22 protein-coding genes and 1 pseudogene are annotated in these 25,513 nt (G+C 66.9%); 17 read left to right on the top strand and 6 right to left on the bottom strand.

The annotated features are described in order from the left end of the window. Window positions 1-9: 9 nt before the first annotated feature. Both WJ16_RS09235 and WJ16_RS09230 read right to left on the bottom strand, forming a co-directional pair. Window positions 10-1,056, bottom strand: coding sequence for a terpene synthase family protein (locus WJ16_RS09235; RefSeq protein WP_069256809.1), 1,047 nt, complete (start codon window positions 1,054-1,056; stop codon window positions 10-12). A gap of 414 nt (window positions 1,057-1,470) precedes the next feature. Beyond that, on the bottom strand, window positions 1,471-3,795 hold the full coding sequence (locus WJ16_RS09230) for a Tex family protein (protein ID WP_069256808.1): 2,325 nt from the start codon (window positions 3,793-3,795) through the stop codon (window positions 1,471-1,473). A 164-nt stretch (window positions 3,796-3,959) separates the two neighbouring features. On the opposite strand from WJ16_RS09230, the gene WJ16_RS09225 reads away from it, so the two are divergent. The 3 genes from WJ16_RS09225 (at window position 3,960) to WJ16_RS09215 (ending at window position 7,294) form a co-directional block, all read left to right on the top strand. Then, entirely contained in the window at window positions 3,960-4,703 is a 744-nt protein-coding gene (locus tag WJ16_RS09225; RefSeq protein WP_069256807.1) for a hypothetical protein, read from the top strand. Window positions 4,704-4,779: 76 nt separating this feature from the next. Further along, window positions 4,780-4,995 (top strand): YdcH family protein, encoded by a 216-nt coding sequence (locus WJ16_RS09220; RefSeq protein WP_006478692.1) that lies wholly within the window; start codon window positions 4,780-4,782, stop codon window positions 4,993-4,995. 55 nt (window positions 4,996-5,050) lie between these two features. Next, a complete protein-coding gene (locus WJ16_RS09215; protein WP_069256806.1) occupies window positions 5,051-7,294 on the top strand; it encodes an ATP-dependent DNA helicase in 2,244 nt (747 codons plus the stop codon). 120 nt (window positions 7,295-7,414) lie between these two features. Here WJ16_RS09215 and WJ16_RS09210 read toward each other — a convergent pair whose 3' ends face one another. Then, the gene (locus tag WJ16_RS09210) at window positions 7,415-8,239 is read right to left on the bottom strand and encodes an outer membrane protein assembly factor BamD (protein WP_021163132.1); all 825 of its coding nucleotides are present in this window, start codon (window positions 8,237-8,239) and stop codon (window positions 7,415-7,417) included. 41 nt (window positions 8,240-8,280) lie between these two features. On the opposite strand from WJ16_RS09210, the gene WJ16_RS09205 reads away from it, so the two are divergent. From WJ16_RS09205 to WJ16_RS09175, 8 genes are all read left to right on the top strand, one after another. After that, complete coding sequence (locus tag WJ16_RS09205) at window positions 8,281-9,489, top strand: RluA family pseudouridine synthase (protein ID WP_069256805.1); 1,209 nt, start codon at window positions 8,281-8,283, stop codon at window positions 9,487-9,489. 6 nt (window positions 9,490-9,495) lie between these two features. Beyond that, on the top strand, window positions 9,496-10,335 hold the full coding sequence (gene pgeF / locus WJ16_RS09200; RefSeq protein WP_069258019.1) for a peptidoglycan editing factor PgeF: 840 nt from the start codon (window positions 9,496-9,498) through the stop codon (window positions 10,333-10,335). 359 nt (window positions 10,336-10,694) lie between these two features. Then, a complete protein-coding gene (gene phaC, locus WJ16_RS09195) occupies window positions 10,695-12,560 on the top strand; it encodes a class I poly(R)-hydroxyalkanoic acid synthase (protein ID WP_069256804.1) in 1,866 nt (621 codons plus the stop codon). A 99-nt stretch (window positions 12,561-12,659) separates the two neighbouring features. After that, window positions 12,660-13,841 (top strand): acetyl-CoA C-acetyltransferase, encoded by a 1,182-nt coding sequence (locus tag WJ16_RS09190; protein ID WP_069256803.1) that lies wholly within the window; start codon window positions 12,660-12,662, stop codon window positions 13,839-13,841. A 120-nt stretch (window positions 13,842-13,961) separates the two neighbouring features. Beyond that, window positions 13,962-14,702, top strand: coding sequence for a 3-ketoacyl-ACP reductase (locus tag WJ16_RS09185; RefSeq protein WP_027784565.1), 741 nt, complete (start codon window positions 13,962-13,964; stop codon window positions 14,700-14,702). 119 nt (window positions 14,703-14,821) lie between these two features. Then, the gene (phaR, locus tag WJ16_RS09180) at window positions 14,822-15,388 is read left to right on the top strand and encodes a polyhydroxyalkanoate synthesis repressor PhaR (RefSeq protein ID WP_006485265.1); all 567 of its coding nucleotides are present in this window, start codon (window positions 14,822-14,824) and stop codon (window positions 15,386-15,388) included. A gap of 142 nt (window positions 15,389-15,530) precedes the next feature. Further along, complete coding sequence (locus WJ16_RS34760; RefSeq protein WP_157126747.1) at window positions 15,531-15,695, top strand: hypothetical protein; 165 nt, start codon at window positions 15,531-15,533, stop codon at window positions 15,693-15,695. 121 nt (window positions 15,696-15,816) lie between these two features. Next, window positions 15,817-16,647, top strand: a complete 831-nt coding sequence (locus WJ16_RS09175) for a lysozyme inhibitor LprI family protein (protein WP_236858153.1) — start codon at window positions 15,817-15,819, stop codon at window positions 16,645-16,647. Between the two features lie 302 nt (window positions 16,648-16,949). Here WJ16_RS09175 and WJ16_RS09170 read toward each other — a convergent pair whose 3' ends face one another. Beyond that, window positions 16,950-17,204 carry a hypothetical protein gene (locus tag WJ16_RS09170; RefSeq protein WP_069256801.1) on the bottom strand — a complete coding sequence of 85 codons (255 nt, stop codon included), beginning with the start codon at window positions 17,202-17,204 and terminating at the stop codon, window positions 16,950-16,952. Between the two features lie 462 nt (window positions 17,205-17,666). Here WJ16_RS09170 and rimO point away from each other — a divergent pair, with 462 nt between their 5' ends. The 5 genes and pseudogenes from rimO (at window position 17,667) to WJ16_RS09145 (ending at window position 22,235) form a co-directional block, all read left to right on the top strand. Further along, a complete protein-coding gene (rimO, locus tag WJ16_RS09165; RefSeq protein WP_069256800.1) occupies window positions 17,667-19,028 on the top strand; it encodes a 30S ribosomal protein S12 methylthiotransferase RimO in 1,362 nt (453 codons plus the stop codon). 3 nt (window positions 19,029-19,031) lie between these two features. Further along, on the top strand, window positions 19,032-19,958 hold the full coding sequence (locus WJ16_RS09160; protein WP_069256799.1) for a sugar kinase: 927 nt from the start codon (window positions 19,032-19,034) through the stop codon (window positions 19,956-19,958). A gap of 54 nt (window positions 19,959-20,012) precedes the next feature. Beyond that, a pseudogene (locus tag WJ16_RS09155) lies at window positions 20,013-20,334 on the top strand (acetyl-CoA C-acyltransferase); the annotation flags it as partial. A 64-nt stretch (window positions 20,335-20,398) separates the two neighbouring features. Continuing rightward, window positions 20,399-20,941 carry a hypothetical protein gene (locus tag WJ16_RS09150; protein ID WP_069256797.1) on the top strand — a complete coding sequence of 181 codons (543 nt, stop codon included), beginning with the start codon at window positions 20,399-20,401 and terminating at the stop codon, window positions 20,939-20,941. Window positions 20,942-21,053: 112 nt separating this feature from the next. Further along, window positions 21,054-22,235, top strand: coding sequence for a cystathionine beta-lyase (locus WJ16_RS09145; protein ID WP_069256796.1), 1,182 nt, complete (start codon window positions 21,054-21,056; stop codon window positions 22,233-22,235). An 86-nt stretch (window positions 22,236-22,321) separates the two neighbouring features. Here the strand turns inward: WJ16_RS09145 and serB are convergent, their stop codons facing one another. Beyond that, window positions 22,322-23,167 carry a phosphoserine phosphatase SerB gene (gene serB / locus WJ16_RS09140; protein ID WP_069256795.1) on the bottom strand — a complete coding sequence of 282 codons (846 nt, stop codon included), beginning with the start codon at window positions 23,165-23,167 and terminating at the stop codon, window positions 22,322-22,324. A 157-nt stretch (window positions 23,168-23,324) separates the two neighbouring features. Beyond that, window positions 23,325-24,266 (bottom strand): LysR family transcriptional regulator, encoded by a 942-nt coding sequence (locus WJ16_RS09135; protein ID WP_069256794.1) that lies wholly within the window; start codon window positions 24,264-24,266, stop codon window positions 23,325-23,327. 125 nt (window positions 24,267-24,391) lie between these two features. On the opposite strand from WJ16_RS09135, the gene WJ16_RS09130 reads away from it, so the two are divergent. Then, the gene (locus WJ16_RS09130; protein WP_069256793.1) at window positions 24,392-25,408 is read left to right on the top strand and encodes a zinc-binding alcohol dehydrogenase family protein; all 1,017 of its coding nucleotides are present in this window, start codon (window positions 24,392-24,394) and stop codon (window positions 25,406-25,408) included. Window positions 25,409-25,513 lie beyond the last annotated feature (105 nt).

Genomic DNA, 25,513 nt, shown 5'->3' with positions numbered 1-25,513 from the left:
CGCGGCGGCTCAGCCGCGCGCCACCGATTCCGCCGCGTCCGTGGCGTCAGCCGACCGGACGATCAGGCCGCGATCGTCCGCATCGCCGGCCGCGAACGCAGCCGCATAGCGCTGTGTATCCCGCGCAACCCAATCCAGATAGCCGCGTATCCAGTATCGGCAGCCGTCGACGAGGCCGCGTACGCGCGTATCGGCATGCTGCGTGAGCACATCGGCCCACTGGATGAACGCGCGGATCTCTTCGCGCACGCGCTCGGCCGTGTAGTCGACGCTTTCCTGCAGCGTATGACCGCGCGACGCGTGGATCATCACCATGTTCCGGAACTGCCCCGGCTGGTGCACTTCGACGCGGAGGCTCTGGATGTCGTTGCTCCAGCACACGATATGGTTCGCGTGCCGGCACAGCGCCTGGATTTCCGGCCGATGGAACGTATCGGGCGGGACGGCACCGGAATTGGCCGCGTCCGCCAGCGCGAGGCACGGATTCATCCCGCTGGTGTGGCGCCGGATCGTTTCGTATTGCGGCACCGCTATCGGCTCGACCGTTAGATGGCCGAGAATCTGCAGCCCTGCCGTGGTGGCCCACAGGCGCATGCCTTGTGCGAAGCGCGCGAAATGCTCGGCCGACAGGCGCACGCGCAGGCGCTGGCACACATCGAGCCACGCACGCTCGCCGTATACGGGCTCGGGGCCGGTGCACGCGTAGTCGAGCAGGTCGATTATCGCGGTCAGATTGCGCAGCGTGTCGGGGCCGACCGGCTCCACGCGATCGACGAACAGGTCGTCGACGAGAAAGAACCACACGAAATAATCGGCGAGCGCCTGCAGCAGCGAAGGATCGGCGTTCGGGTAACAGCGCGCGGCGAGCCAGCCGTATCGGGTGCGCGCGACGCGTTCCCGGTACGCGTCGCTGAGGAACAGGCCGTACGCGTCGGCCCATTCGAGCATGCGCGATTCGATTCGCTCGACGTGCGGTGAACAGGCGCCGGCCCACGGCACGTCGAAAACGGGTATGCGCAATGCGGCCAGTTCGGCTTTCAGAAGGTCTTCTTCCATGGTTTCCCGATCCATTTTCGCGAATTCGTCCCGGCTTGCCGGCCAGGTGAATACCGGACGCAATGCGTTGCGAATCGACCGCAAATGCGAGACTGAAAGACGGAACACCGGATATTCACGGCATACGCGAGCGCCGCATTCGAGAACCCCGCTGCCGAGCGGAAAGATCGCTGCGTATTGCGAAGGCATCAAATAAAGCCGTTCGCGAATTTATTTTATGTAGCGATCGTGATGCGTCAAGAAAATGCACATCACGACGCGGATTGTTCAACTCGCCGATTAACCGTGAGGGAATGATGATGAAAAACGTGTCTATTCGTTTTTCGTCGCGGATATTGAAATGCACGCTGCGATTGAATAGAAAAAGCCCGCTGGAAAGGCGGGCTTTTTCGTGTGTCGATGCTTTTCGCGTGCTCAGCGCTTCAGCTTCGCGAACGCCGCGGCCATCGCGCCGGCCGGTTCCGGCTCGCGCGAACGCTGCGGGCGCGCTGCGCCGCGCCCCGCGTTGCCGCGATCCTGGCCGCCGCGCGCCGGCATGCCGGGTGCTGCGGCTTCGTCGTCGAGGCGCATCGTCAGCGCAATGCGCTGGCGCTTCACGTCGACGTCGAGCACCTTGACCTTGACGACCTGACCGGCCTTCACGACTTCGTGCGGGTCCTTGATGAACTTCGTCGACATCGCGGATACGTGGACGAGGCCGTCCTGGTGAACGCCGATGTCCACGAACGCGCCGAACGCGGCGACGTTCGTCACGACGCCCTCGAGCGTCATCCCCGGCACGAGATCCGACACCTTCTCGACGCCTTCGCGGAACGTCGCGGTCTTGAATTCGGGGCGCGGATCGCGGCCCGGCTTCTCGAGTTCGGCCAGGATGTCGCGCACGGTCGGCAGGCCGAAACGTTCGTCGACGAATTCCGCCGGGGACAGGCCCGACAGCGCTTCGCGGTTGCCGAGCACGTCGTCGATGCGCTTGTTGATCTTCGCGAGCATGCGTTCGACGACCGGATACGCTTCCGGGTGCACCGACGAGCGGTCGAGCGGATTCTCGCCGCCGTTGATGCGCAGGAAGCCGGCCGCCTGTTCGAAGGTCTTGTCGCCGAGGCGCGGCACCTTGCGCAGATGCTCGCGCGACGGGAACGGGCCGTTCGCATCGCGGTAGTCGACGATGTTGCGCGCGAGCGTCGCGTTCAGCCCCGACACGCGGGCGAGCAGCGGGGCGGAGGCCGTGTTCGCGTCGACGCCGACCGCGTTCACGCAATCCTCGACCACCGCATCGAGCGAGCGGGCGAGTTCGCGCTGGTTCACGTCGTGCTGGTACTGGCCGACGCCGATGGCCTTCGGCTCGATCTTCACGAGCTCGGCGAGCGGGTCCTGCAGGCGGCGTGCGATCGACACGGCGCCGCGCAGCGACACGTCGAGCTCCGGGAATTCCTTCGCGGCCAGCTCGGACGCCGAATAGACCGATGCGCCGGCTTCCGACACGACGATCTTCTGCAGGCGCAGTTCCGGGTGCTTCGCAATCAGTTCGCTCGCGAGCTTGTCGGTTTCGCGCGACGCGGTGCCGTTGCCGATGCTGATCAGCTCGGCCTGCGTCTGCGCGGCGATGCGCGCGAGTTTCGCGATCGAGCCGTCCCAGTCGCGGCGCGGCTCGTGCGGGTAGATCGTGTCGGTCGCGAGCACCTTGCCGGTGCGGTCGACGACTGCGACCTTCACGCCCGTGCGCAGGCCGGGGTCGAGACCGATCACGGCCTTCGGGCCGGCCGGCGCGGCCAGCAGCAGGTCGTTCAGGTTGCGCGCGAACACGCGGATCGCTTCGGTTTCGGCCGTTTCGCGCAGTTGCGTGAGCAGTTCGTTCTCGATGTGCGGCTGCACCTTCACGCGCCAGCACCAGCGGCATACGTCGGACAGCCATTTGTCGGCCGGCCGGTTCTGGTTCGCGATGCCGAAATGGCGCGCGATCATCGCCTCGCCGGGATGCGGCACCTGCGCGTCGAGCTCTTCGCCGAGGCCGAGCTTCACGGTCAGCACGCCCGCGTTGCGGCCGCGGAACAGCGCAAGCGCGCGGTGCGACGGCACGGTCTTGATCGTTTCCGCGTAGTCGTAATAGTCGCGGAATTTCTCGCCTTCCTCGTTTTCCTTGCCCTCGACGACGGCCGACGACACGACGCCCTGGTTGTGCAGGTAATCGCGCAGCTTGCCGAGCAGTTCGGCCGTCTCGCCGAACTGTTCGGACAGAATGTCGCGCGCGCCGTCGAGCGCGGCCTTCACGTCGGCCACGCCCTTGTCGGCGTCGACGTACGCGGCCGCCTCGGCCTGCGGGTCGAGCAGCGGGTTCGCGAGGAGTGCCTGCGCGAGCGGCTCGAGGCCGGCTTCGCGGGCGATCTGCGCACGCGTGCGGCGCTTCGGCTTGTACGGCAGATAAAGGTCTTCGAGCACCTGCTTGCTGTCGGCCGCATCGATCGCGGCGCGCAGTTCGTCGGTCAGCTTGCCCTGTTCGTCGATGCTCGACAGGATCGCCGCGCGGCGATCCTCGAGTTCGCGCAGATACAGGAGGCGTTCCTCGAGCTGGCGCAACTGCGTGTCGTCCAGGTTGCCGGTCACTTCCTTGCGGTACCGGGCAATGAACGGAACGGTCGAGCCTTCGTCGAGGAGTTGCACGGCCGCCGCGACCTGACGCGGCTGGACGGACAGTTCGGTGGCGATGCGCTGTACGATCTTGAGTGCTACGGTTTCCGTCATGTCGTGGATGGTCTGTCTGCCTGCTGAAATCGCGGCGCGGGCCGGCAGGCCCGAAGCGGCGGGCTGCGTGGCGGGCCCGACGGGCCAGATGCCGCGGGTGAGTGAAGCGGGGCATTTTGCCATAAATGGCGGAGCGTCCAGCCGGGGGTGATAGAATTTGACACATGTCCCGCAGCTTTCCTACGACGTTGCCAACTTCCCGAATTTCTCTCGTCGCGCTCGGCGCAGCGCTCGCCGCAGCTTTGTCTGCAGGGCCTGCCGGCGCCTTCGCGCAGGCTTCGGACGCCACCGCGCCAGCCGCGGCCGCGCCCGCGACGGCCACGGCCGCACCGGATTTCGACGCCCGTCAAAAAGTGCTCAATCAACGCTCCGCGGAAAACGATTATCGTTATGCGGTGGCCGAGCACGATTGCTACAGCAAGTTCTTCGTCAATCACTGTCTCGGCAAGGCGCGTGACCGGATGCGCGACGAGCGGGCGAGTATCCGTCAGGAGCAGCTCGCGCTGAACGACGAGCAGCGGGCGGTGCACGCGCAGCAGCGTGACCAGCAGCTGGCGCTGAAGGCGGCGCAGAATGCGGCGGAAGCGCCGCAGCGCGCGGCGAACGACGCGGCAAACGCGGCTGCGTTCCGCGACAAGCAGGAGCAGAATGCACTGAAGCAGGCGCAGCGCGGCGCGGAAGGGCCGCAGCGCGCGGCGAGCAAGCAGGCATACGACCAGAAGCAGGCCGATTTCCAGCGCAAGCTCGGCCAGGCGCACCAGCAGGCCGCGCAAAAGGCGCAGGAGCGCGCGGACAACGCCGCACGCTACGAGCAGAAGCAGAATGAAGCCGCGCAGCACAAGGCCGATGTCGAGCGGCGTCAGAAGGAAGCGGCCGAGAAGGCGCAGCAGAAGCAGCAGGGGCAGTAACGTGTTGGATTGATCGGGATCAGTCTCGGGCGCGCTGGCACGCCAGCCTGCGCGCTGCTTCGATGAGGAGGCAAACATGCAAAACCGTCACACGGAACAGCAGCAGGAATTGCACAACCGTTTGGCTGCATTGCAGGAGCAGCACCAGCAGCTTGCTCGGGAGATCGAGCTGAAGGAAGGACACTCCGACATCGACGACATCACGCTGCACCGGCTGAAGAAGGAAAAGCTGGCGGCCAAGGACAAAATCATTTTGCTGCAATCGCAGCTGGAACCGGATAAGCGCGCCTGAGCGCGGCCTGGCAAGCGCCGGCGCCGCCCGGGCGCTGGACACAGGAACGCTTGCCTTGAATTCACCGCTTGAAGCCACCCCCGATGCCCGGCGTGACGTGTCGTCCGCCGGTCGCGCACGTGCGCCCGAAGGCACCTTTGAGCTGAGCCGCAAGCGCGTCGACGAACTCGACACGATCTTCGGCGAAGGCGGATTGCTCGCGCGTGCGCTCGACGGCTATCGGCCGCGTGCGTCGCAGATCGAGATGGCGCGCGCCGTCGCGTCCGCGATGGAAGCGTCCGCGCGCCGGATGCCCGAACCCGAGATCTTCGAAACGCGCAAGCGGCCGGCGCGCCGTCTCGGCGACGACAAGGCCGCCGAACCGGGCGCGGATGCGGCCGCCGCCGAGCCCGACAGCGATGCCGGCGACAACACGCTGATCGTCGAGGCCGGCACGGGTACCGGCAAGACCTACGCGTACCTCGTGCCCGCGATGCTGTGGGGCGGCAAGGTGATCGTGTCGACCGGCACGAAACACTTGCAGGACCAGCTCTTCCAGCGCGACATTCCGACCGTGCGCAACGCGCTCGCGGTGCCGGTGTCGGTCGCGATGCTGAAGGGGCGCGCAAACTACCTGTGCCACTACTACCTGCAACGCACGGCCGACAACGGCCGGCTGCCGTCGCGGCAGGATACGGCCTACCTGCAGGAAATCGTCCGCTTCGCGAAGATCACGAAGAGCGGCGACAAGGCCGAGCTCGCGAGCGTGCCGGAAACGGCGCCCGTGTGGTCGATGGTCACGTCGACGCGCGACAACTGTCTCGGCCAGGAATGCCCGCATTACAAGGAATGCTTCGTGATGCAGGCGCGGCGCGAGGCGCAGCAGGCCGACGTCGTCGTCGTGAACCACCACCTGTTCTTCGCGGACATCATGCTGCGCGATACCGGGATGGCCGAGCTGCTGCCGAACGCGAACACGGTCATCTTCGACGAAGCGCACCAGTTGCCGGAAACCGCGACGCTGTTCTTCGGCGAGACCCTGTCGACGACGCAGATTCTCGAGCTTGCCCGCGACACGGTCGCGGAGGGCCTGAGCCATGCACGCGATGCGGTCGAGTGGGTGAAGCTCGGCGGCGATCTCGAGCGCGCGGCGCGCGACTTGCGCCTTGCGTTCGCGAACGACCAGATCGTCCGCATGTCGCTTGCCCAGCTCGGCGACGATCATCCGATGTTCGGCGCGCTCGACGCGCTCGAGGCCGCGCTCGATGCGCTGGCGTCGGCGCTTGCGAGCCAGGCCGAGCGGGCGGAATCGCTCGGTGCGTGCCTGCGGCGTGCGCGTGAGCTGCAGGACCTGCTGGCCGGCTGGGTCGCGCCCGGCGCGACGGAGGCGGCCGCGAAGGCCGACGCGGCGGCGGCCGGAGACAAAACGGCGGCCGACGGCGATCCGAACGAGAAGGTGCGCTGGGTCGAAGTGTTCGCGCATACCGTCCAGCTGCACGAAACGCCGCTGTCGGTCGCGCCGATCTTCGCGAAGCAGCGCGCGGGCGTGCCGCGTGCATGGGTGTTTACGTCGGCCACGCTGTCGGTGCGCGGCGATTTCACGCACTACGCGGCGCAGATGGGCCTCAGCTCGCGTCGCTCGATGACGCTCGCGAGCCCGTTCGACTATCCGTCGCAAGGGCTGCTGTACGTGCCGCGCAACCTGCCGCAACCGTCTTCGCCGGCGTTTACCGATGCGGTCTTCGATGCCGCGCTGCCGGCGATCGAGGCGTCCGGCGGCGGCGTGTTCATGCTGTGCACGACGCTGCGCGCGGTCGACCGGATCGCGTCGAAGCTGCGCGACGTGATCGAATCGCGCGGCTGGAACACGCCGCTGCTCGTGCAGGGCGATGCGAGCCGCACCGAACTGCTCGACCGTTTCCGCGCGTACGGCAACGCGATCCTGGTCGGCAGCCAGAGTTTCTGGGAAGGCGTCGACGTGCGCGGCGATGCGCTGTCGCTCGTCGTGATCGACAAGCTGCCGTTCGCGCCGCCGGACGATCCGGTGCTGGCCGCGCGGCTCGACGCGCTGACGAAGAAGGGGTTGAGTCCGTTCGCCGTGCACCAGTTGCCGCAGGCCGTGATCACGCTGAAGCAGGGCGCGGGCCGGCTGATTCGCGCGGAGACGGATCGCGGCGTGCTGATGATCTGCGACACGCGGCTCGTCGACAAGCCCTACGGGCGCCGGATCTGGCAGAGTCTGCCGCCGTTCAAGCGGACCCGCGAGATCGCGGTCGTCCAGGACTTCTTCGACGAACATCGCTCGGACAAGCGCGCGTGACGGCACGCGCGGCGCTCGCCGCGCGACTCTGCCGGCGGGGCTTGATGGCCGCGCCAATAAAAAACCCGGCTCGATGGCCGGGTTTTTTGTTCGTGCAGCGACTGCCGCACGGGGCTGGCATCAGAACTGCCACCACGACTTCTTCGCGCCGGGGCGCGAGTGGCCCGTTACGTACGGGCTGTCGGGGAACGTACCGGCGAGCACGCGCTTCGTGTCTTCCGCCAGTTGCGGCTGGTTCAGCTTGCCGTACGACAGGATCATGATGTGCAGCGCGTCCTCGATCGCCGGCGCGCCCTTGTAGTCCTTGATCGCGAGCTGCGCACGGTTGATGGCCGCCACGTAGGCGCCACGCCGGTAGTAGTAGTCGGCTGCGTGCACTTCGTGCGATGCGAGCGCGTTGACGATGTAGCGCATCCGTGCCGCTGCATCGGGCGCGTACTTGCTCTTCGGGAAGCGGTCGACGACGACCTTGAACGCGTCGTACGATTCGCGCAGCGCCTGCGGATCGCGCTCGCTCATGTCCTGGCCGGAGAAGCGCCCGAACAGGCCGAGGTCGTCGTTGAAGTGGATCATCCCCTTCAGGTAGTACGCGTACGGGATGTCCGGATGATCCGGGTGGAGCTGGATGAAGCGATCGACGGCCTGGTCGGCTGCGGCCGCTTCGTTGTCCTTCCAGTTGCAGTACGCAACGTTGATCTGCGCTTGCTGCGCGAAATGGCCGAACGGATCGCGGCCTTGCAGCGATTCGAAATATTTCGCGCACTTGCCCCAGTCGCCGCCGGACAGTGCGTCCTGGGCCTCTGAGTATAATTTGTTGTTCGACCAGGTAGCCGTCTCGTCCTGCTTCTGCGGCAAGCCGTGGCAGCCGGCGATGAGGGCCGCGGCCGCTACCGCCGCAGCCCGGGCGGCGACGGTTCTGGCCGTGCGTTTGGTCGAATTCATCATGCTCGCATGTCCTAGCTTCAAGTCTCGGTGACCCAGTCTAAATGACCCGTTCAAGTTCGCAGAATGCCCAGCCGGGCACACCAAATCGCGAAGATTATAGCCCAAGCGATCGGCCCGCCGACGCTGCGTCGGGGGATTCCCTCGATGACGATCTGGCCGGCGACGCGATGCAGCCGCCCGTCGTGCCGTCCACGGCGGCCGACGACGCGCCGCGTGTCGTCGAAGTGCCGCTGTCGCTCGCGGGCGAACGCCTCGACAAGGCGCTCGCCCAACTGTTCCCCGAATTCTCGCGCAGCCGCCTGCAGAGCTGGATCGAGGCGCAGCGCGTGCTCGTCGACGGCGCGCCGGCGAAGATCCGCCAGCCGGTGCCGCTCGGCGCGAAGATCGCGCTCGTGCCCGACCTGTTGCCCGAGCAGCTCGCATTCACGCCGGAGCCGGTGCCGCTCGACGTGATCTACGAGGACGACGCGCTCGTCGTCATCAACAAGCCGGCCGGCCTCGTCGTGCATCCGGCCGCCGGCAACTGGAGCGGCACGATCCTCAACGGTTTGCTGCACCGCTACGGCGACGCGGCGGCCGGCCTGCCGCGCGCGGGGATCGTCCACCGGCTCGACAAGGAGACGTCGGGCCTGATGGTGGTGGCGCGCACGCTGGCCGCGCAGACCGATCTCGTGCGCCAGCTGCAGGCGCGCACGGTGAAGCGTCGCTATTTCGCGCTCGTGTGGGGCACGATGCCCGACGAAGGCACGATCGACGCGCCGATCGGCCGCGATCCGCGCGAACGCACGCGCATGGCCGTCGTCACGGGCGCGTCGGGCAAGCCCGCGCGGACGCATTTCCGCACGGTTGACACATGCCTGTGGCAACGTCAGCCGGTTTCGGCGATCCAGTGCGATCTCGAGACCGGTCGCACGCACCAGATCCGCGTGCACTGCGCGCATGCCGGGCACCCGCTGCTCGGCGATCCCGTGTACGGCCGCGCGCGCGGGAAGCGTTCGGTCGCGCCGCTGCCGGACGGGTTCGCGCGGCAGGCGCTGCATGCGTGGCGGCTCGGTCTCGTGCACCCGGTCACGGGCAAGGCGATGCAATGGCGCTGCCCGTTGCCGGACGACATGAACGCACTCGTCGCGGCGCTCGGCTTCGGGCAGGGCGACGAGGAATTCGACGACGATGACGATGTCTACGGCGATGACGATTTCGGCGGCGAGTATCACGACGACGAGCCGTACCTGGACGATGAAGAGGAGTGAGTGCCGATGACGAACCTGGCGCCGTTGACGTGGCAGGACTGCGTACGACCCGACTGGCAGGTGTCGCCGCGCGTGGGCGCGCTGATCACGACGCGCGCCGGCGGCGTGAGCGAGGGCCCGTACGGGCGCCGGCAGGGTGAGGGCGCGCTGCCGGGCGGGATGAATCTCGGCCTGCACACCGGCGACGACCCGGCTCACGTCGCCGCGAATCGCGCGCGCCTGCTCGCGCTGGCAGGCCAGCCGAACGCCGCGTGGCTCGAGCAGGTTCACGGCGCGCAGATCGTGCGCGCGGACGAGGTGATTGCGTCGGCGCCCGCGGCCGCGGCGCCGGTGCAGGCCGATGCGAGCGTCACGGACCAGGCGGGCGCCGTCTGCGTCGTGATGGTCGCGGATTGCCTGCCCGTGCTGCTGTGCGATGCGCAGGGCCGCGCGGTCGGCGCCGCGCACGCGGGCTGGCGCGGGCTCGCGGCCGGCATCGTCGAGCAGACCGCGGCGCGTGTCGCGGCACTCGCGGGCGGCGCGACGGACGCGCTGCATGCGTACCTCGGGCCGGCGATCGGCCCGCGGGCGTTCGAGGTCGGCGCCGACGTGCGTGACGCGTTTCTCGACACGGCTCCGCAGTCGGAGCATGATGAAACCCGGCTCGCGTTCGTCGCGATCGACGGCGCACCCGGCAAGTATCTTGCCGATCTCTATGCGCTTGCGCGCCTGCGTCTCGGGCGTGCGGGCGTTGCGCACGTGAGCGGCGGGACGGCCTGCACGGTCACCGAGCAGGACCGCTTCTATTCGTACCGGCGCGACCGCGTGACGGGCCGCATGGCAGCGGCGATCTGGCTGGCCGATTGACGCGACGCGCATGCGTGCGTGGTTTATTGCATCGCAAAATCGGGTTATCTCGATATTTTGGCGCTCATGCCGCGTTGCATGCGCGATTGAATGAAAAATTCCGGAGTCGAGGCAGGCAAAATGTTTTATGTTTCTCCGGAACCCTTGTCCCGCCTGTTGCGCGAGGATTATCTCCGTATGGAAATGTTCAGCGGTTTGACAGGGCTTCACATGGGGAAAACGATAATGATAAAAATACCGCACTGCGGCAGAATCTGGAGACGCCTCTCCATAGCATGACGGCCCCGGCTCGCAGCCGGCATGCCGCGCGCGAGCAGGATTTCACGATAGACGCTCACGAATCACCGGTAAGGCAGGTAATGACAGCATCGAAAAAATCGTCGACGTCCGCTCAGGCGGGCACTTCCACCGGCAGCACTGGTTTCGATCCGGCCGCCCAGCCGATGCAGCAGATGTTCGAGTCGTGGTTGAACGCGTGGCGCGGTTTCGCGGATCCGGCACGCGCCGCAACCGCGTCGGCCAGCATGAATCCGTTCGCAACGTTCCAGTTTCCGACCTCGTTTCCGTTCCAGATGCCGTCGATGCCCGATTTCGGCGCGCTGGCGTCGCCGTTCGCCGGGCTGAAGCTGCCGGCCGCCGCGATTCCGCCCGAGCGGCTGCAGGCGCTGCAGGCCGACTACGCGCGCGATTGCATGGCGCTGATGCAGCAGGCGGCCGCCGCGAAGCTCGAATCGCCCGAACTGAAGGACCGCCGCTTCAGCGGCGATGCGTGGAAGGCGTCGCCGGCGCATGCGTTCGCGGCGGCCTGGTATCTGCTCAACGCGCGCTACCTGCAGGAGCTGGCCGACGCGCTGCAGACCGATCCGAAAACGCGCGAGCGCATTCGCTTCACGGTCCAGCAGTGGACGGCCGCGGCCGCGCCGAGCAACTTCCTCGCACTCAATCCCGATGCCCAGAAGTCGATCCTCGAGACGCAGGGCGAAAGCCTGCGGCAAGGGATGATGAACCTGCTCGGCGACCTGCAGCGCGGCAAGATTTCGCAGACCGACGAATCGCAGTTCGTGGTCGGCAAGAACCTGGGGTGTACCGAAGGCGCGGTCGTCTACGAGAACGACCTGATCCAGCTGATCCAGTACACGCCGAAGACGGACAAGGTGTTCGAGCGGCCGCTGCTGATCGTGCCGCCGTGCATCAACAAGTTCTACATCCTCGACCTGCAGCCCGAGAATTCGCTCGTCGCGCACGCGCTGTCGAGCGGCCATCAGGTGTTCCTCGTGTCGTGGCGCAACGCGGACGCATCGGTCGCGCACAAGACGTGGGACGACTACATGAACGAAGGGCTGCTCGCGGCGATCGACGCCGTGCAGCAGATCAGCGGCCGCGAGCAGATCAATACGCTCGGCTTCTGCGTCGGCGGCACGATGCTCGCGACCGCGCTCGCGGTGCTCGCCGCGCGCGGCGAACATCCGGCCGCGTCGATGACGCTGCTCACCGCGATGCTCGACTTCACCGACACCGGCATTCTCGACGTGTTCGTCGACGAGGCGCACGTGCAGATGCGCGAGCAGACCATCGGCGGCAAGAACGGCGCGCAGCCGGGGCTGATGCGCGGCGTCGAGTTCGCGAACACGTTCTCGTTCCTGCGGCCGAACGACCTCGTGTGGAACTACGTCGTCGACAACTACCTGAAGGGCCGCACGCCGGCGCCGTTCGACCTGCTGTACTGGAACAGCGATTCGACGAGCCTGCCGGGCCCGATGTACGCGTGGTACCTGCGCAATACCTATCTCGAGAACAAGCTGCGCGAGCCGGGCGCGCTGACCGTGTGCGGCGAATCGGTCGACCTGACGCTGATCGACGTGCCGACCTTCATCTACGGCTCGCGCGAGGATCACATCGTGCCGTGGCAGACGGCCTATGCGTCGACGTCGATCCTGTCGGGCCCGCTGAAGTTCGTGCTCGGCGCGTCGGGCCACATCGCGGGCGTGATCAATCCGCCGGCGAAGAAGAAGCGGAGCTACTGGGTCAACGACAGCGACCTGCCCGAATCGGCGGACGACTGGTTCGCCGGTGCAACCGAGCAGCCGGGCAGCTGGTGGACGACGTGGGTCGAGTGGCTCGACCAGTACGGCGGCCGCAAGGTGGCGCCGCCTGCCGAGGCCGGTAACGCGCAGTTCCCGGTGATCGAGCCGGCGCCGGGGCGTTACGTGTTGCAGCGCGATTGACGAAAACCGGACAGCGGCGCACGCTGTCCGGTGCACCGCAGTTTTTTTAACAGGGCCGGTAACGATGCGCCGTGTCGTGCGGGCCTGGAGGAAAGGGAAATGACGGACGTAGTGATCGTATCGGCCGCGCGGACCGCGGTCGGCAAATTCGGCGGTTCGCTTGCGAAGATTGCGGCGCCCGAGCTGGGCGCGACGGTGATTCGCGCGGTGCTGGAGCGTGCGGGCGTGAAGCCCGATCAGGTCAGCGAAGTGATCATGGGACAGGTGCTGACGGCCGGCTCCGGGCAGAACCCGGCGCGGCAGTCGCTGATCAAGGCCGGCCTGCCGAACGCGGTGCCGGGCATGACGATCAACAAGGTGTGCGGCTCGGGCCTGAAGGCCGTGATGCTGGCGGCGAACGCGATCGTCGCGGGCGACGCGGACATCGTGATCGCGGGCGGGCAGGAGAACATGAGCGCGTCGCCGCACGTGCTGCCGGGCTCGCGCGACGGGTTCCGGATGGGCGACGCGAAGCTGGTCGACACGATGATCGTCGACGGCCTGTGGGACGTGTACAACCAGTACCACATGGGCATCACGGCGGAGAACGTCGCGAAGGAATACGGGATCACGCGCGAAGAGCAGGACGCGTTCGCGGCGCTGTCGCAGAACAAGGCGGAAGCCGCGCAGAAGGCCGGGCGCTTCAACGACGAGATCGTGCCGGTGTCGATTCCGCAACGCAAGGGCGAGCCGCTGCAGTTCGCGACCGACGAGTTCGTGCGTCACGGCGTGACGGCGGAATCGCTGGCGGGGCTGAAGCCGGCGTTCTCGAAGGACGGCTCGGTGACGGCGGCGAACGCGTCGGGGCTGAACGACGGCGCGGCGGCGGTGCTGGTGATGTCGGCGCAGAAGGCGGCGGCGCTGGGCCTGACGCCGCTCGCGCGAATCAAGGCGTACGCGAACGCGGGCGTCGATCCGAGCGTGATGGGCATGGGCCCGGTGCCGGCCTCGCGCCGGTGCCTGGAGCGCGCGGGCTGGACGCCGGGCGACCTGGACCTGATGGAAATCAACGAAGCGTTTGCGGCGCAGGCGCTGGCGGTGCACAAGCAGATGGGCTGGGACACGTCGAAGGTGAACGTGAACGGCGGGGCGATCGCGATCGGTCACCCGATCGGCGCGTCGGGCTGCCGGATCCTGGTGACGCTGCTGCACGAGATGGTCAAGCGCGATGCGAAGCGCGGGCTGGCGTCGCTGTGCATCGGCGGCGGGATGGGTGTCGCGCTCGCGGTCGAGCGTCCGTAACCGGCCGTTCGTCACCGCCGAATCGAATTCGTGCGCCGGCCGGTTGCGGTTTCGGCCGGCGTCACGTGAAGTCAGAGGGGGCCTCGGCAGCTCTCGAAACCAAAAAATGGAGTGAGATTTATGTCTCAGCGAATTGCGTACGTAACGGGCGGGATGGGCGGCATCGGCACCAGCATCTGCCAGCGTCTGTCGAAGGACGGCTTCAAGGTCGTCGCGGGTTGCGGCCCGAACTCGCCGCGCCGCGTGAAGTGGCTCGAGGAGCAGAAGGCGCTCGGCTACGACTTCATCGCGTCGGAAGGCAACGTCGGCGACTGGGACTCGACCAAGGAAGCATTCGACAAGGTCAAGGCCGAAGTCGGCGAGATCGACGTGCTGGTCAACAACGCGGGCATCACGCGCGACGTCGTGTTCCGCAAGATGACGCATGAAGACTGGACGGCCGTGATCGACACCAACCTGACGAGCCTGTTCAACGTGACGAAGCAGGTGATCGACGGCATGGTCGAACGCGGCTGGGGCCGCATCATCAACATCTCGTCGGTGAACGGCCAGAAGGGGCAATTCGGCCAGACCAACTACTCGACCGCGAAGGCCGGCATTCACGGCTTCACGATGTCGCTCGCCCAGGAAGTCGCGACGAAGGGCGTGACGGTCAACACGGTGTCGCCGGGCTACATCGGCACCGACATGGTGAAGGCGATTCGCCCGGACGTGCTCGAGAAGATCGTCGCGACGATTCCGGTGCGGCGTCTCGGCGGTCCGGAGGAAATCGGTTCGATCGTCGCGTGGCTCGCGTCGAACGATTCCGGCTTCGCGACGGGCGCCGACTTCTCGCTGAACGGCGGCCTGCACATGGGCTGAGCGTCCGCGCTGCGCGGGCCGGGTGGCCGCGCAGCCGGGCGTTTTCCGAAGGCCCCCGCCTCCCGGATTCGGGCGGCGGGGATTCGTCAATTGCGCTACGCTGCACTCAAAGGCGTTACATGACTACTACAAAGAAGACGGCCGAACGGCTCATCAAGAAGTACCCGAACCGCCGGCTCTACGATACCGAGACAAGCACGTACATTACGCTGACCGACGTGAAGCAGCTCGTGCTGGAGCAGGAGGACTTCAAGGTCGTCGATGCGAAGTCCAACGAAGACCTGACGCGCAGCATCCTCCTGCAGATCATCCTCGAAGAGGAAAGCGGCGGCGTGCCGATGTTCTCGTCGTCGATGCTGTCGCAGATCATCCGTTTCTACGGCCATGCGATGCAGGGCATGATGGGCACCTACCTGGAGAAGAACATCCAGGCGTTCATCGACATCCAGAACAAGCTCGCGGATCAGTCGAAGAACCTGTATGAAGGCAATGCGATGAATCCGGAAGTCTGGTCACAGTTCATGAACATGCAGGCGCCGATGATGCAGGGGATGATGACCAGCTACATCGAGCAGTCGAAGAACATGTTCGTGCAGATGCAGGAGCAGATGCAGAACCAGGCGAAGTCGATGTTCAGCACGTTCCCGTTCAAGCAGCCGGGCGCGTCGGAGCCGGAGAAGAAGTAACGGTTTCGCGGCAGGCCGACCGCGACGGGCGACCTGTCGGGCGTCGGTGCCGCGAAGCAACGCGATGCGGGCCGGCCGATCGTGCATTCGGGCGCGACGATGGTGGTCGCTGCCTGTCTGATCACCTCGCCGACGGTCGCTCATGACCGTCGGTACCGAGTGCCCGCGCCGGGTTCGGGCGGGCATGACCGTTGTCCGGTCGATCGAGATCCAGTCACCTGTGAATGAATCCGGCGCGCATCACGCCTGGTGGTGTGCATTCGCGCGGGCACGCGTATCCTATGTGGCGCTGCATGGCGATGCGTGATTGCTGCGTTCGGCGAAAGGCGATACCGGTGCCCGGCATCACGGGCCGTGACAGGCGATGCCGCATCGACGCGGCATGAACAAGAAAAAACCGATTGAGAGAGAGCATGCGAGGGATTCGAATGGCATGGGCCCGCGGGCTGGCGGGTCTTGCGTCGATGTTCGTGATGGGCGCGGGCGTGGCGGTGCCGGCCTTTGCGATGGATTGCGCGAAAGCCGTGCAGCCGATCGAGAAGCGCATCTGCGCGAGCCCGGTACTGCGTGCGGCCGACGCGCGCATGAATTCGGCCTATGCGGGTGTGCTGAAGGCCGCGCCGGACGCGGCCATCCGCGACATGCTGGTGCGTAGCCAGCGCCGCTGGATCGACGCGCGCAACAACCGTCTCGATGCCGATTACGAAGGCCGCCCGCTGGCTGTCGACGAAGTGCGCAACGCAATCGATCGGCGTACCGCGGTGCTGGCCGATCGATCGGCTAAAGGATTGATCGCGCGTGCACAGGCCGAGCGCCAGTGGCTCGCGAAATACACGGGCGGCCCGCTCACCGGTTTCGATGCGAACTGCGATTTCATTCCCGACGATGCGCGTGGCGCGCACGTTTCCTATGCCTGTTTCGGCGCGGTGCATGTGCAGCATCGCGCGCGGGTTTGCAGCCAGAGCGAGGACTGGGCGACCGGTGCGGTCTATCAGTACCGGTCGGTGAGCGCGGCCGACGGCGGGAAGGTGCGCCCCGTCGCGTTCTGCGAAGCGCAGGCGCGCGCGAGCGCGTGCGACAACGGCGGGACGCACTCGGCGTGGATGCGTGCGGGGGTGTCCGGCGACGACAATCGCGCGTCGGCGCCGGTCGCCGGGTTGCCGCAACTCGATGCGGAAATGTGGCCGATTGGCGATGGCGACGATGCGGTATGGTTCGATCGGTGCCTGACGGCGCCGGTGTTTCCGGACATGCGGTGAAGAATCCCGCGCACGAGCACGGCCCGCCATGGCGGGCTTTTTTGTTTCTCGAGCCCGGGCGTCATGCGGGGCGGATATCGATCAAGCGACTGCTTCGATGCCGGGTGCTGGAGCGTGAATGCGGTCCGTTGCCGGTGACGATGCGCGGAGCGCTCGTGTGGGTGGAGACGGACGCGCAGGCCGCCGCATTGATCGCTTGGCGACGTGCCGCGGGTGTTGTCGCGCTCCGGCGTGATCCTGGCGCCCCTGCTCGGGCGCAGGGCGGCGAGCGCAATCCTGGGGGTAACGCGTGTCGTCGTCCTTCAGTGCGCCGGATCGAAATCCTGCTCGCCGTCCGGCGGAGGAAGGTCGAGCACGAGCTTGACCGCGCTGTAGTTGGCCTTGAGCGAAAACACGCGGCCGATCACGAAAAACGTCTGGCGCGAATTTTCGAGTTCGACGAAGTCGCCCGGTTGCGGCACGTGCGCGCCCTGGTCATACGAAAAGCTGGTGCTGGTCTGCTCGCCGATGGCTTCCGCCGCGTGCTCGGTGAATTCGATCGTGATGTGGGTGGTCATGAGAACCCCGTTGGGTCGATTGGAAAGGGTAGCGGGTTCGATTTTCGCATAGCGGCCGACCGGGTTCGGGCGATTTTCATTGCAGCCAGGGCCCATGCCCGGGAGCCGGATTGGGCGCCGCAATCCTCGCCAACCGTCGCCGCGGTGAGGCTAGGCGGCACCTCCGGACATCATTCCAATCCGTTATCGAACCGCTGACGAAAGAGGGGTCGCATGCACGCAGCAACACGCTGCCCGGATTCCGTGCAGGAAACCGCGAGCGCCGTGGGGCACGGTGCCGGAATCGAGCCGACGATCGTCGATCCGAAGTGAAAGGGACGCATCGGACGCCATTTCGAGCTCGACCTGCATCCGCGAGCCCATTCGATTGGGCCTCACCACCTCTGCACGTCGCTCATTTTGGCTCGCCGCCCCTAAATCGCTGTAAACTCACGCTTTTGCTGCCACGCCCCCACATTCCAGATGTCCCAATCCCCCAAAGTAGGGTTCGTATCCCTCGGGTGCCCGAAGGCGCTCGTCGACTCCGAACAGATCATCACGCAACTGCGCGCCGAAGGTTATGAAATCTCCGGCACGTACGACGGCGCCGACCTCGTCGTCGTGAACACCTGCGGCTTCATCGACGAAGCGGTCCAGGAAAGCCTCGACGCGATCGGTGAAGCGTTGACCGAGAACGGCAAGGTGATCGTCACCGGCTGCCTCGGCGCCAAGTCGAGCGCCAGCGGCTCGAATCTGATCGAGGAAGTCCATCCGAAGGTGCTCGCCGTCACCGGTCCGCACGCGGTGGGCGAAGTGATGCAGGCCGTGCATTCGCACCTGCCGAAGCCGCACGACCCGTTCACCGATCTCGTGCCCGCGGCCGGCATCAAGCTCACGCCGCGTCACTACGCATACCTGAAGATCTCCGAAGGCTGCAATCACCGCTGCACGTTCTGCATCATCCCGTCGATGCGCGGCGACCTCGTGTCGCGCCCGGTCGCCGAAGTGATGCTCGAAGCCGAGAACCTGTTCAAGTCGGGCGTGAAGGAACTGCTCGTGATCTCGCAGGACACGAGCGCGTACGGCGTCGACGTGAAGTACCGCACGGGCTTCTGGAACGGCAAGCCGATCAAGACGCGCATGACCGACCTGGTCGCCGCGCTGGGCGAACTCGCCGCGCAGTACGGCGCATGGGTGCGTCTGCACTACGTGTATCCGTATCCGAGCGTCGACGAAGTGATTCCGCTGATGGCCGAAGGCCCGTTCAAGGGGCACGTGCTGCCGTATCTCGACGTGCCGTTCCAGCACGCGCATCCGGACGTGTTGAAGCGCATGAAGCGTCCGGCGAACGCCGAGAAGGTGCTCGAACGCGTGCAGAAATGGCGCGAGATCTGCCCGGACCTGACGATCCGCAGCACGTTCATCGCAGGTTTTCCCGGCGAGACGGAAGCGCAGTTCGAAACGCTGCTCGATTTCATCCGCGAGGCGGAACTCGATCGCGTCGGCTGCTTTGCCTACTCGCCGGTCGAAGGCGCGACCGCGAACGAACTTGATGGCGCGCTGCCGGACGACGTCCGTGAAGCGCGTCGCGCACGCTTCATGGAAGTGGCCGAGGAAGTGTCGGCGAAGCGTCTGCAGCGCAAGGTCGGCAAGACGCTCAAGGTGCTGATCGACGAGGTCGGCGAAGAAGGCGGCATCGGCCGGACGGCGGCCGATGCGCCGGAGATCGATGGCGTCGTCTATGTCGAGCCGGCCGCGAAGGCTTCGAAGCGCTACAAGGTCGGCGATTTCGTGTCCGTGAAGGTCACGGGCGCCGACGGTCACGACCTGTGGGGCGAGGTGTAAGCGATGGCCGCCGCATTGCCGGAGATCCTCGCGCTCGGCGAGGCGATGATCGAATTCAACCAGTCGCAGCCGGGGCGTCCCGAATTCCTGCAGGGCTTCGGCGGCGACACGTCGAACTTCTGCATCGCCGCGGCGCGCCAGGGCGCATCCACGGGCTTCGTGTCGGCGATCGGCGACGATCCGTTCGGCCGGCTGCTGGCCGACATGTGGCACGCGGAACACGTCGACACGTCGTACGTGCGGATCGACCGCACGGCGCCGACCGGCGTGTATTTCGTCACGCACGGCGCCGAAGGTCACCAGTTCGACTATCTGCGCGCGGGCTCGGCGGCGAGCCGCTATGCCGTGGGCGATCTGCCGCTCGATGCGCTGGCCGCCGCGAAGGCCGTGCACCTGTCGGGCATCAGCCTCGCGATCAGCACGGCCGCGTGCGACGCCGCGTTCGCGGCGATCGACCATGCGCGCCGCAACGGCGCGAAGGTCAGCTTCGACACGAATCTGAGGCTGAAGCTGTGGCCGCTGCCGCGCGCCCGCGCGGTGATGCGCGAAGCGCTGCGCCAGACGGATATCTGCCTGCCCAGCTGGGACGACGTGACGGCGCTCACCGGCGCGAACGATCGCGACGCGATCGTCGATGCGATGCTCGAACACGGGCCGCGGATCGTCGCGCTGAAGCTCGGCAAGGAAGGCGCGTACGTGGCGACCCCGGACGAGCGGCGCGTCGTGCCGGGCTTCGCGGTCGAGGCCGTCGACGCGACGGGCGCGGGCGACTGCTTCGGCGGCGCGTTCGTCGCCCGGATCGTCGCGGGCGACGATCCGTTCGCGGCGGCGCGCTATGCGAACGCGGCGGCGGCACTGTCGACGACGGGCTACGGCGCGGTCGCGCCGATTCCGCACCGCGATGCGGTGGAGCGCCTGATGCAAGGCTGATGCGGGACGCGCATGCCGGCCACGGCATCGCATGGGCGATTGATGCGAGCGCACAGCCGACCGCTCGCACACGTCGTCGCGTATGCGCACGCGGGCGTCGATCCGGCCTGCATGGGAATCGCTGCGACACAGAAGGTACTCGCGCGCGAGGCTGACGGTCGCCGATCTCGACATGATCGACGCAAACGAAGCGTTCGCCGCGCGACGCGTGTGCGGTGACGCAGGCGCCGGGTTTCTCGGCCCGGCAAGGGTGAATCCGAACGGGGCCGGCATTTTTCTCGGCCACCCGATCGGGGCGACGGGCGCGCTGATCGCCGGCATGGCGCTGTACGAGTTGCAGCACATTGGCGGTCGACATGCGCTCGTGATGACGTGACTCGGCAGCGGGCAGGGCATCGCCCGCGATTTTCGAGCGAATCTGAAGCAAGGAGCAACACACGGTGGGTCGATATTCGCAATGGCAACGGGCGCTCGTCGTCGCGGGCGCGCTGGTGGCGGGCATGGCGATGCCGGGCGCGGTCGCGGCGCAGGCCGTCGCGCCGGGCGTGCAGCAGGATGAACCGGCTCCGGCGCGGCCGCTGAAGCCGAATCCCGAGTTCGCCCGCTTGCCGCGCTACGAAGGCACGCTCGGCGACCGGCCGATCGTCGTGCATCTCGGCCCGAAGACGGACGAGGAAGGCGTGCACGGCGAATACCAGTTCGCCGATACGGGCGAAGTCGTGCTGCTCGCAGGCGACCGCGATGGCGACACGCTCGAAATCGAGGAATCGAACGACGGCACGAACATCACGGGCGTGTGGATCGGCCGCTTCGACGCGACGGGCGACCTGAAGGCCGACCGGATGAATTCGGACGAATCGGATCCGCAGCCGGTCGTGCTGCGGCTCGCGCCGGGCAAGCGCGCGGCGCTGCAGGTGCGCGACGGCCGCGTGCAGGAAATCGAAACGGTGGGTGGCGTCGTCAATCTGCGCACCGACGACTGACCCGCGCTGGCTCGGTATGCGCGGCGCGCATTGTACCGGGCCAATTGCGCCGATTTTGGCTAATCTAGCAATCTGTTCCGCACTCGAACGGCCTCGTGCCCGGCTTCCCGTCATGACTGAATCCACTTCCAAGCGCGCGCTGCAAACCCGCATCGTGCAACCCGACGACGCAATCCCGGAAGGCTTCCGTTCGTTCGTGCCGCCGGTCGCGCGCGCGTCGACGGTCGTATTCCCCGATCTCGCGACGATGCGCGCGCTCGTCTGGCACAACGACAACCAGTGGCGCTACGGGCTGCACGCGACGCCGACGTCGCTCGCGCTCGCGCAGCGGCTCGCCGAGATCGAGGGCGGCACGCATGCGCTGCTGCAGCCGTCGGGTCTCGCGGCCATCGCGAACGTCTACTTCGGCATCGTGAAAGCCGGCGACGACGTGCTGATTCCGCACAACGTGTACGGCCCGAATGCCGATTTCGGCAACTGGCTCGCGAAGGATTTCGGCATTACCGTGCGCTTCTACGATCCGCTGATCGGGGCCGGCATCGCCGACCTGATCCAGCCGGACACGCGGCTGATCTGGATCGAGGCGCCCGGCTCGGTGACGATGGAAGTGCCCGACGTCCAGGCGATCACCGCGGCCGCGAAGGCGCGCGGCGTCGTCACCGCGATCGACAACACCTTTTCGGCGGGGCTCGCGTTCAAGCCGTTCGAACACGGTGTCGACATCTCGGTGCAGGCGCTGACCAAATACCAGTCGGGCGGGAGCGACTTGCTGATGGGCGCGACGATCACCGCGAACGCGGAGCTGCATGCGAAGCTGAAGCTTGCGCGGATGCGCAGCGGCATCGGAGTGTCGGTCGACGATTGCTCGCTCGTGATGCGCAGCTTGCCGAGCATGCAGGTGCGCTTCGATGCGCACAGCAGGAGTGCGCTCGCGCTCGCACAGTGGCTGAAGGGGCGGCCGGAGATCGCGGCGGTACTGCACCCGCAGATCGCGGATTGCCCGGGGCACGCGTCGTTCGTGCGCGATTTCACCGGCGCGGGCGGCCTGTTTTCGGTGGTGTTCGACGCGCGCTACAGCGCGGAGCAGGTCGACCGTTTCGTCGAGTCGCTCGAACTGTTCGCGATCGGCTGGAGCTGGGGCGGCGCGTGCAGCCTCGCGATGCCTTACGACGTCGCGTCGATGCGTCCGGACTGGCCGCATCGCGGCACGCTGGTGCGTTTCTATGTCGGTCTCGAAGACGAATCCGACCTGCGCGCGGACATCGAGCGCGCGATGCAGGCCGCACTGGGGTGATCGCGCGCCGATAACGTCTTCCGGAAAAACGAAACGCCGGCGCGATGCATCCTCGCGCCGGCGTTTTTATTTGATGCGCTGCGGAATCAGAACAGCCGCAGCAGCCCGTCGAGGCCGACGTGATCGAACGCGACCGTTGCCGCGGCGCGTACGACGGGCTTCGCGTGGTACGCGATCGACAAGCCGGCTTCGGCCATCATCTTCAGGTCGTTCGATCCGTCGCCCATCGCGATCGCGCGGCTCGGCTCGAGGCCGAGCGACGCGCATGTGTCGCGCAGCAGGCGCGCCTTCACGTCGGCGTTGACGATTTCGCCGAGTACCTTGCCGGTCAGCTTGCCGTCGACGATCTCGAGCGTGTTCGCATGCGCGTAGTCGAGGCCGAGGCGCGCTTTCAGCCGCTCGGTGAAGAACGTGAAGCCGCCCGACACGAGCAGCGTCTTCATGCCGGCGGCCTTCACGCCGGCAAGCATCTTCTCGGCGCCCGGCGTCAGTTGCAGCCGTTCCTCGTACACGCGTTCGAGCGCGTGCGCGTCGAGCCCGGCCAGCAGCGCGACGCGGCGCGTGAGGCTTTCGTTGAAGTCGCGGATCTCGCCGCGCATCGACGCTTCGGTGATCTCGGCAACCTGCGTTTTCAGGCCGCAGAAATCGGCGATCTCGTCGATGCATTCGATCGTGATCAGCGTCGAATCCATGTCCATCACGGCAAGCCCGAAATCGCCGAGCGTGAGGCCGGCCTCGACGAACGCGAAGTCGAGCGCATGCGTGCCGCAATACGCATCGATGTCGAGGCGCTGCGCGGGGTTCGCGTCCTCGATACGCAGCGCGTGATCGTCGGTCTGCACGATGCGGGCGCCGCGCGACAGCGCGAGCAGCGGTTTGTGATGGGCGTCCGACAGCGGCGAAAGGCTCTGGATGACGAGGTTGTGGGTCATGACGGAGTGGTAGGAAGCGAATGAAAAGCCTGCGCGGCCGATGAGCGGCCGCCTGCCGATGCGTGCCCCGGCGTCGGGCGCTTGCATGGCGAACACACCATTGTAGCCGGTTGGTCGCGCACGGCGGTGGGGAGCGAAACCTTGCACGGCGCGGCGGTCAGCGCCCGGCCGCGCGATCCCAGTACGGCGGATCGCCGAAATGCTCGGCCAGGAACGCGATGAACGCGAGCGTCTTCAGCGGGACGTGCGCGCGGCTCGGGTAGACGGCCCAGATTGCGATGTCGTCCGCGAACGGATAGTCGTCGAGCACCGTGACGAGCGTGCCGCTCGCGAGCAGCGGGCCGACGTCCCAGGTTGACTTGATCGCGATCCCGAAGCCGTCGACGAGCGCTTCGCGGATCGCCTCGCCGTTGCTTGCGACGAGCCGGCCGCCGACCCGCACGGTGAGCGGCCCTTGCGGCGTCGCGAACGACCAGTCGCGCTGGTCGCCGAGGATCACGCATTCGTGCTGCGCGAGCTCGGCCGGATGTCGCGGCGTGCCGTGCTCGGCGAGATACGCGGGCGAGCAGCACAGCACGCGGCGGTTCGCGGCGAGCTTGCGCGCGACGAGCGTCGAATCCTTCAGCATGCCGAGGCGGATCGCGACGTCGTAACCGTCGTCGACGAGGTCGACGATCTCGTCCGACAGCCGCAGGTCGAGCGACACGGACGGATAGCGGCGCAGGAACGCGGGAATGACCGGCGCGACGTGCTGGCGGCCGAACGACGACGACATCGACACCTTCAGCCGTCCGTACGGCTCGGTGCGGCCGTGTCCGACCGACGCGCGCGCGGCGTCGGCGGCCGACAGCAGCGTGTCGGCGTGCGTCATGAAGACTTCGCCGTCCTGCGTGAGACTGATGCGGCGCGTGGTGCGATGCAGCAGCCGCGCGCCGAGCTGGCGCTCGAGCTGCGCGATGCGCGCGCTCGCGACCGCGGCCGACACGCCGAATTCGCGCCCGGCCGCGCTGACGTTCGCGAGCAGCGCCGCACGGACGAACAGCGCGACGTCGAGCAGGTCGAGCGGCTTGTCGGGGGCCGGAATCGGATTGGAGGCCATTATTCTGAAAATCCTGAAAATGTTTCAGGAAATATAGCGGTTTTCTCGAATGATCGGGTTGCCTACGATGACGTTCGTGGGGGCTGCGCCGCGGCCCGCCCGGATTTCCTGAAAGGAGTATCGAGATGAAAGCCGTTGGACTCACCCGTTATCTGCCGATCGACGACCCGCAAGCCCTGCTCGACGTGGAGCTGCCGCAGCCCGTTCCGGGCCCGCGCGACCTGCTCGTGAAGGTCGAGGCGATTTCCGTGAATCCGGTGGACACGAAGGTGCGCGCGCCGAAGCCGCAAGTCGAGGCGACGCCGCGCGTGCTCGGCTGGGATGCGGCCGGCACGGTGGTCGCGGTCGGCGCCGACGTCACGCTGTTCCGGCCCGGCGACGAAGTGTTCTACGCGGGCAGCATCACGCGGCCGGGCGCGAACAGCGAATTCCATGCGGTCGACGAGCGGATCGTCGCACTGAAGCCGCGCACGCTCGACTTCGCCGCCGCCGCCGCGCTGCCGCTCACCGCGCTGACCGCATGGGAGGCGCTGTTCGACCGGCTGCGCGTGTCGCCGCAGGGCGCGGACGCTGGCAAGTCGGTGCTGATCATCGGCGGCGCGGGCGGCGTGGGCTCGATCGCGATCCAGCTCGCGAAGACGCTCGGCAAGCTGCACGTGATCGCGACCGCGTCGCGGCCGGCATCGGCCGAATGGGTGCGTGGGCTGGGCGCCGATACGGTGGTCGACCATTTCGGCGACCTGCCCGCGCAATTGCGTGAGGCCGGGTATCCGGAGGTCGACTACGTGCTGATCTTCAACGACACGGATCGTCATTTCCCCGCCGCCGCGGAGGTAATCCGGCCGCAGGGCGGCATTTGCACGATCGTCGAGAACGACAGGCCGGTGCCCGTCGAACTGCTGAAGGCGAAAAGCGCCGCGTTTCACTGGGAATTCATGTTCACGCGTGCGATGTTCGAGACGCAGGACATGATCGAGCAGCACCGGATCCTCGGCGAAGTCGCGCGGCTCGTCGACGGCGGTACGCTGCGCACGACCGTCGGCGAACAGCTCGGCACGATCAATGCGGCGAACGTTCGTCGTGCACACCAGTTGCTCGAGGCCGGGCGCGCGATCGGCAAGCTCGTGCTGAGCGGCTTCTGAGCGGCCGGCGCGCGTAAGGTTGCGGCGCCGCGAACGCAAGCGGGGTAACACCCGATGCGTTTGCGGCGCACTGCATCCCGCTTGGCGGTAGACTGGCAGCGCATC

Origin of the sequence: Burkholderia metallica (assembly GCF_001718555.1) — a bacterium.
Classification (GTDB): Bacteria; Pseudomonadota; Gammaproteobacteria; order Burkholderiales; family Burkholderiaceae; genus Burkholderia; species Burkholderia metallica.
This window is presented reverse-complemented; position numbering and strand designations above follow the sequence as displayed.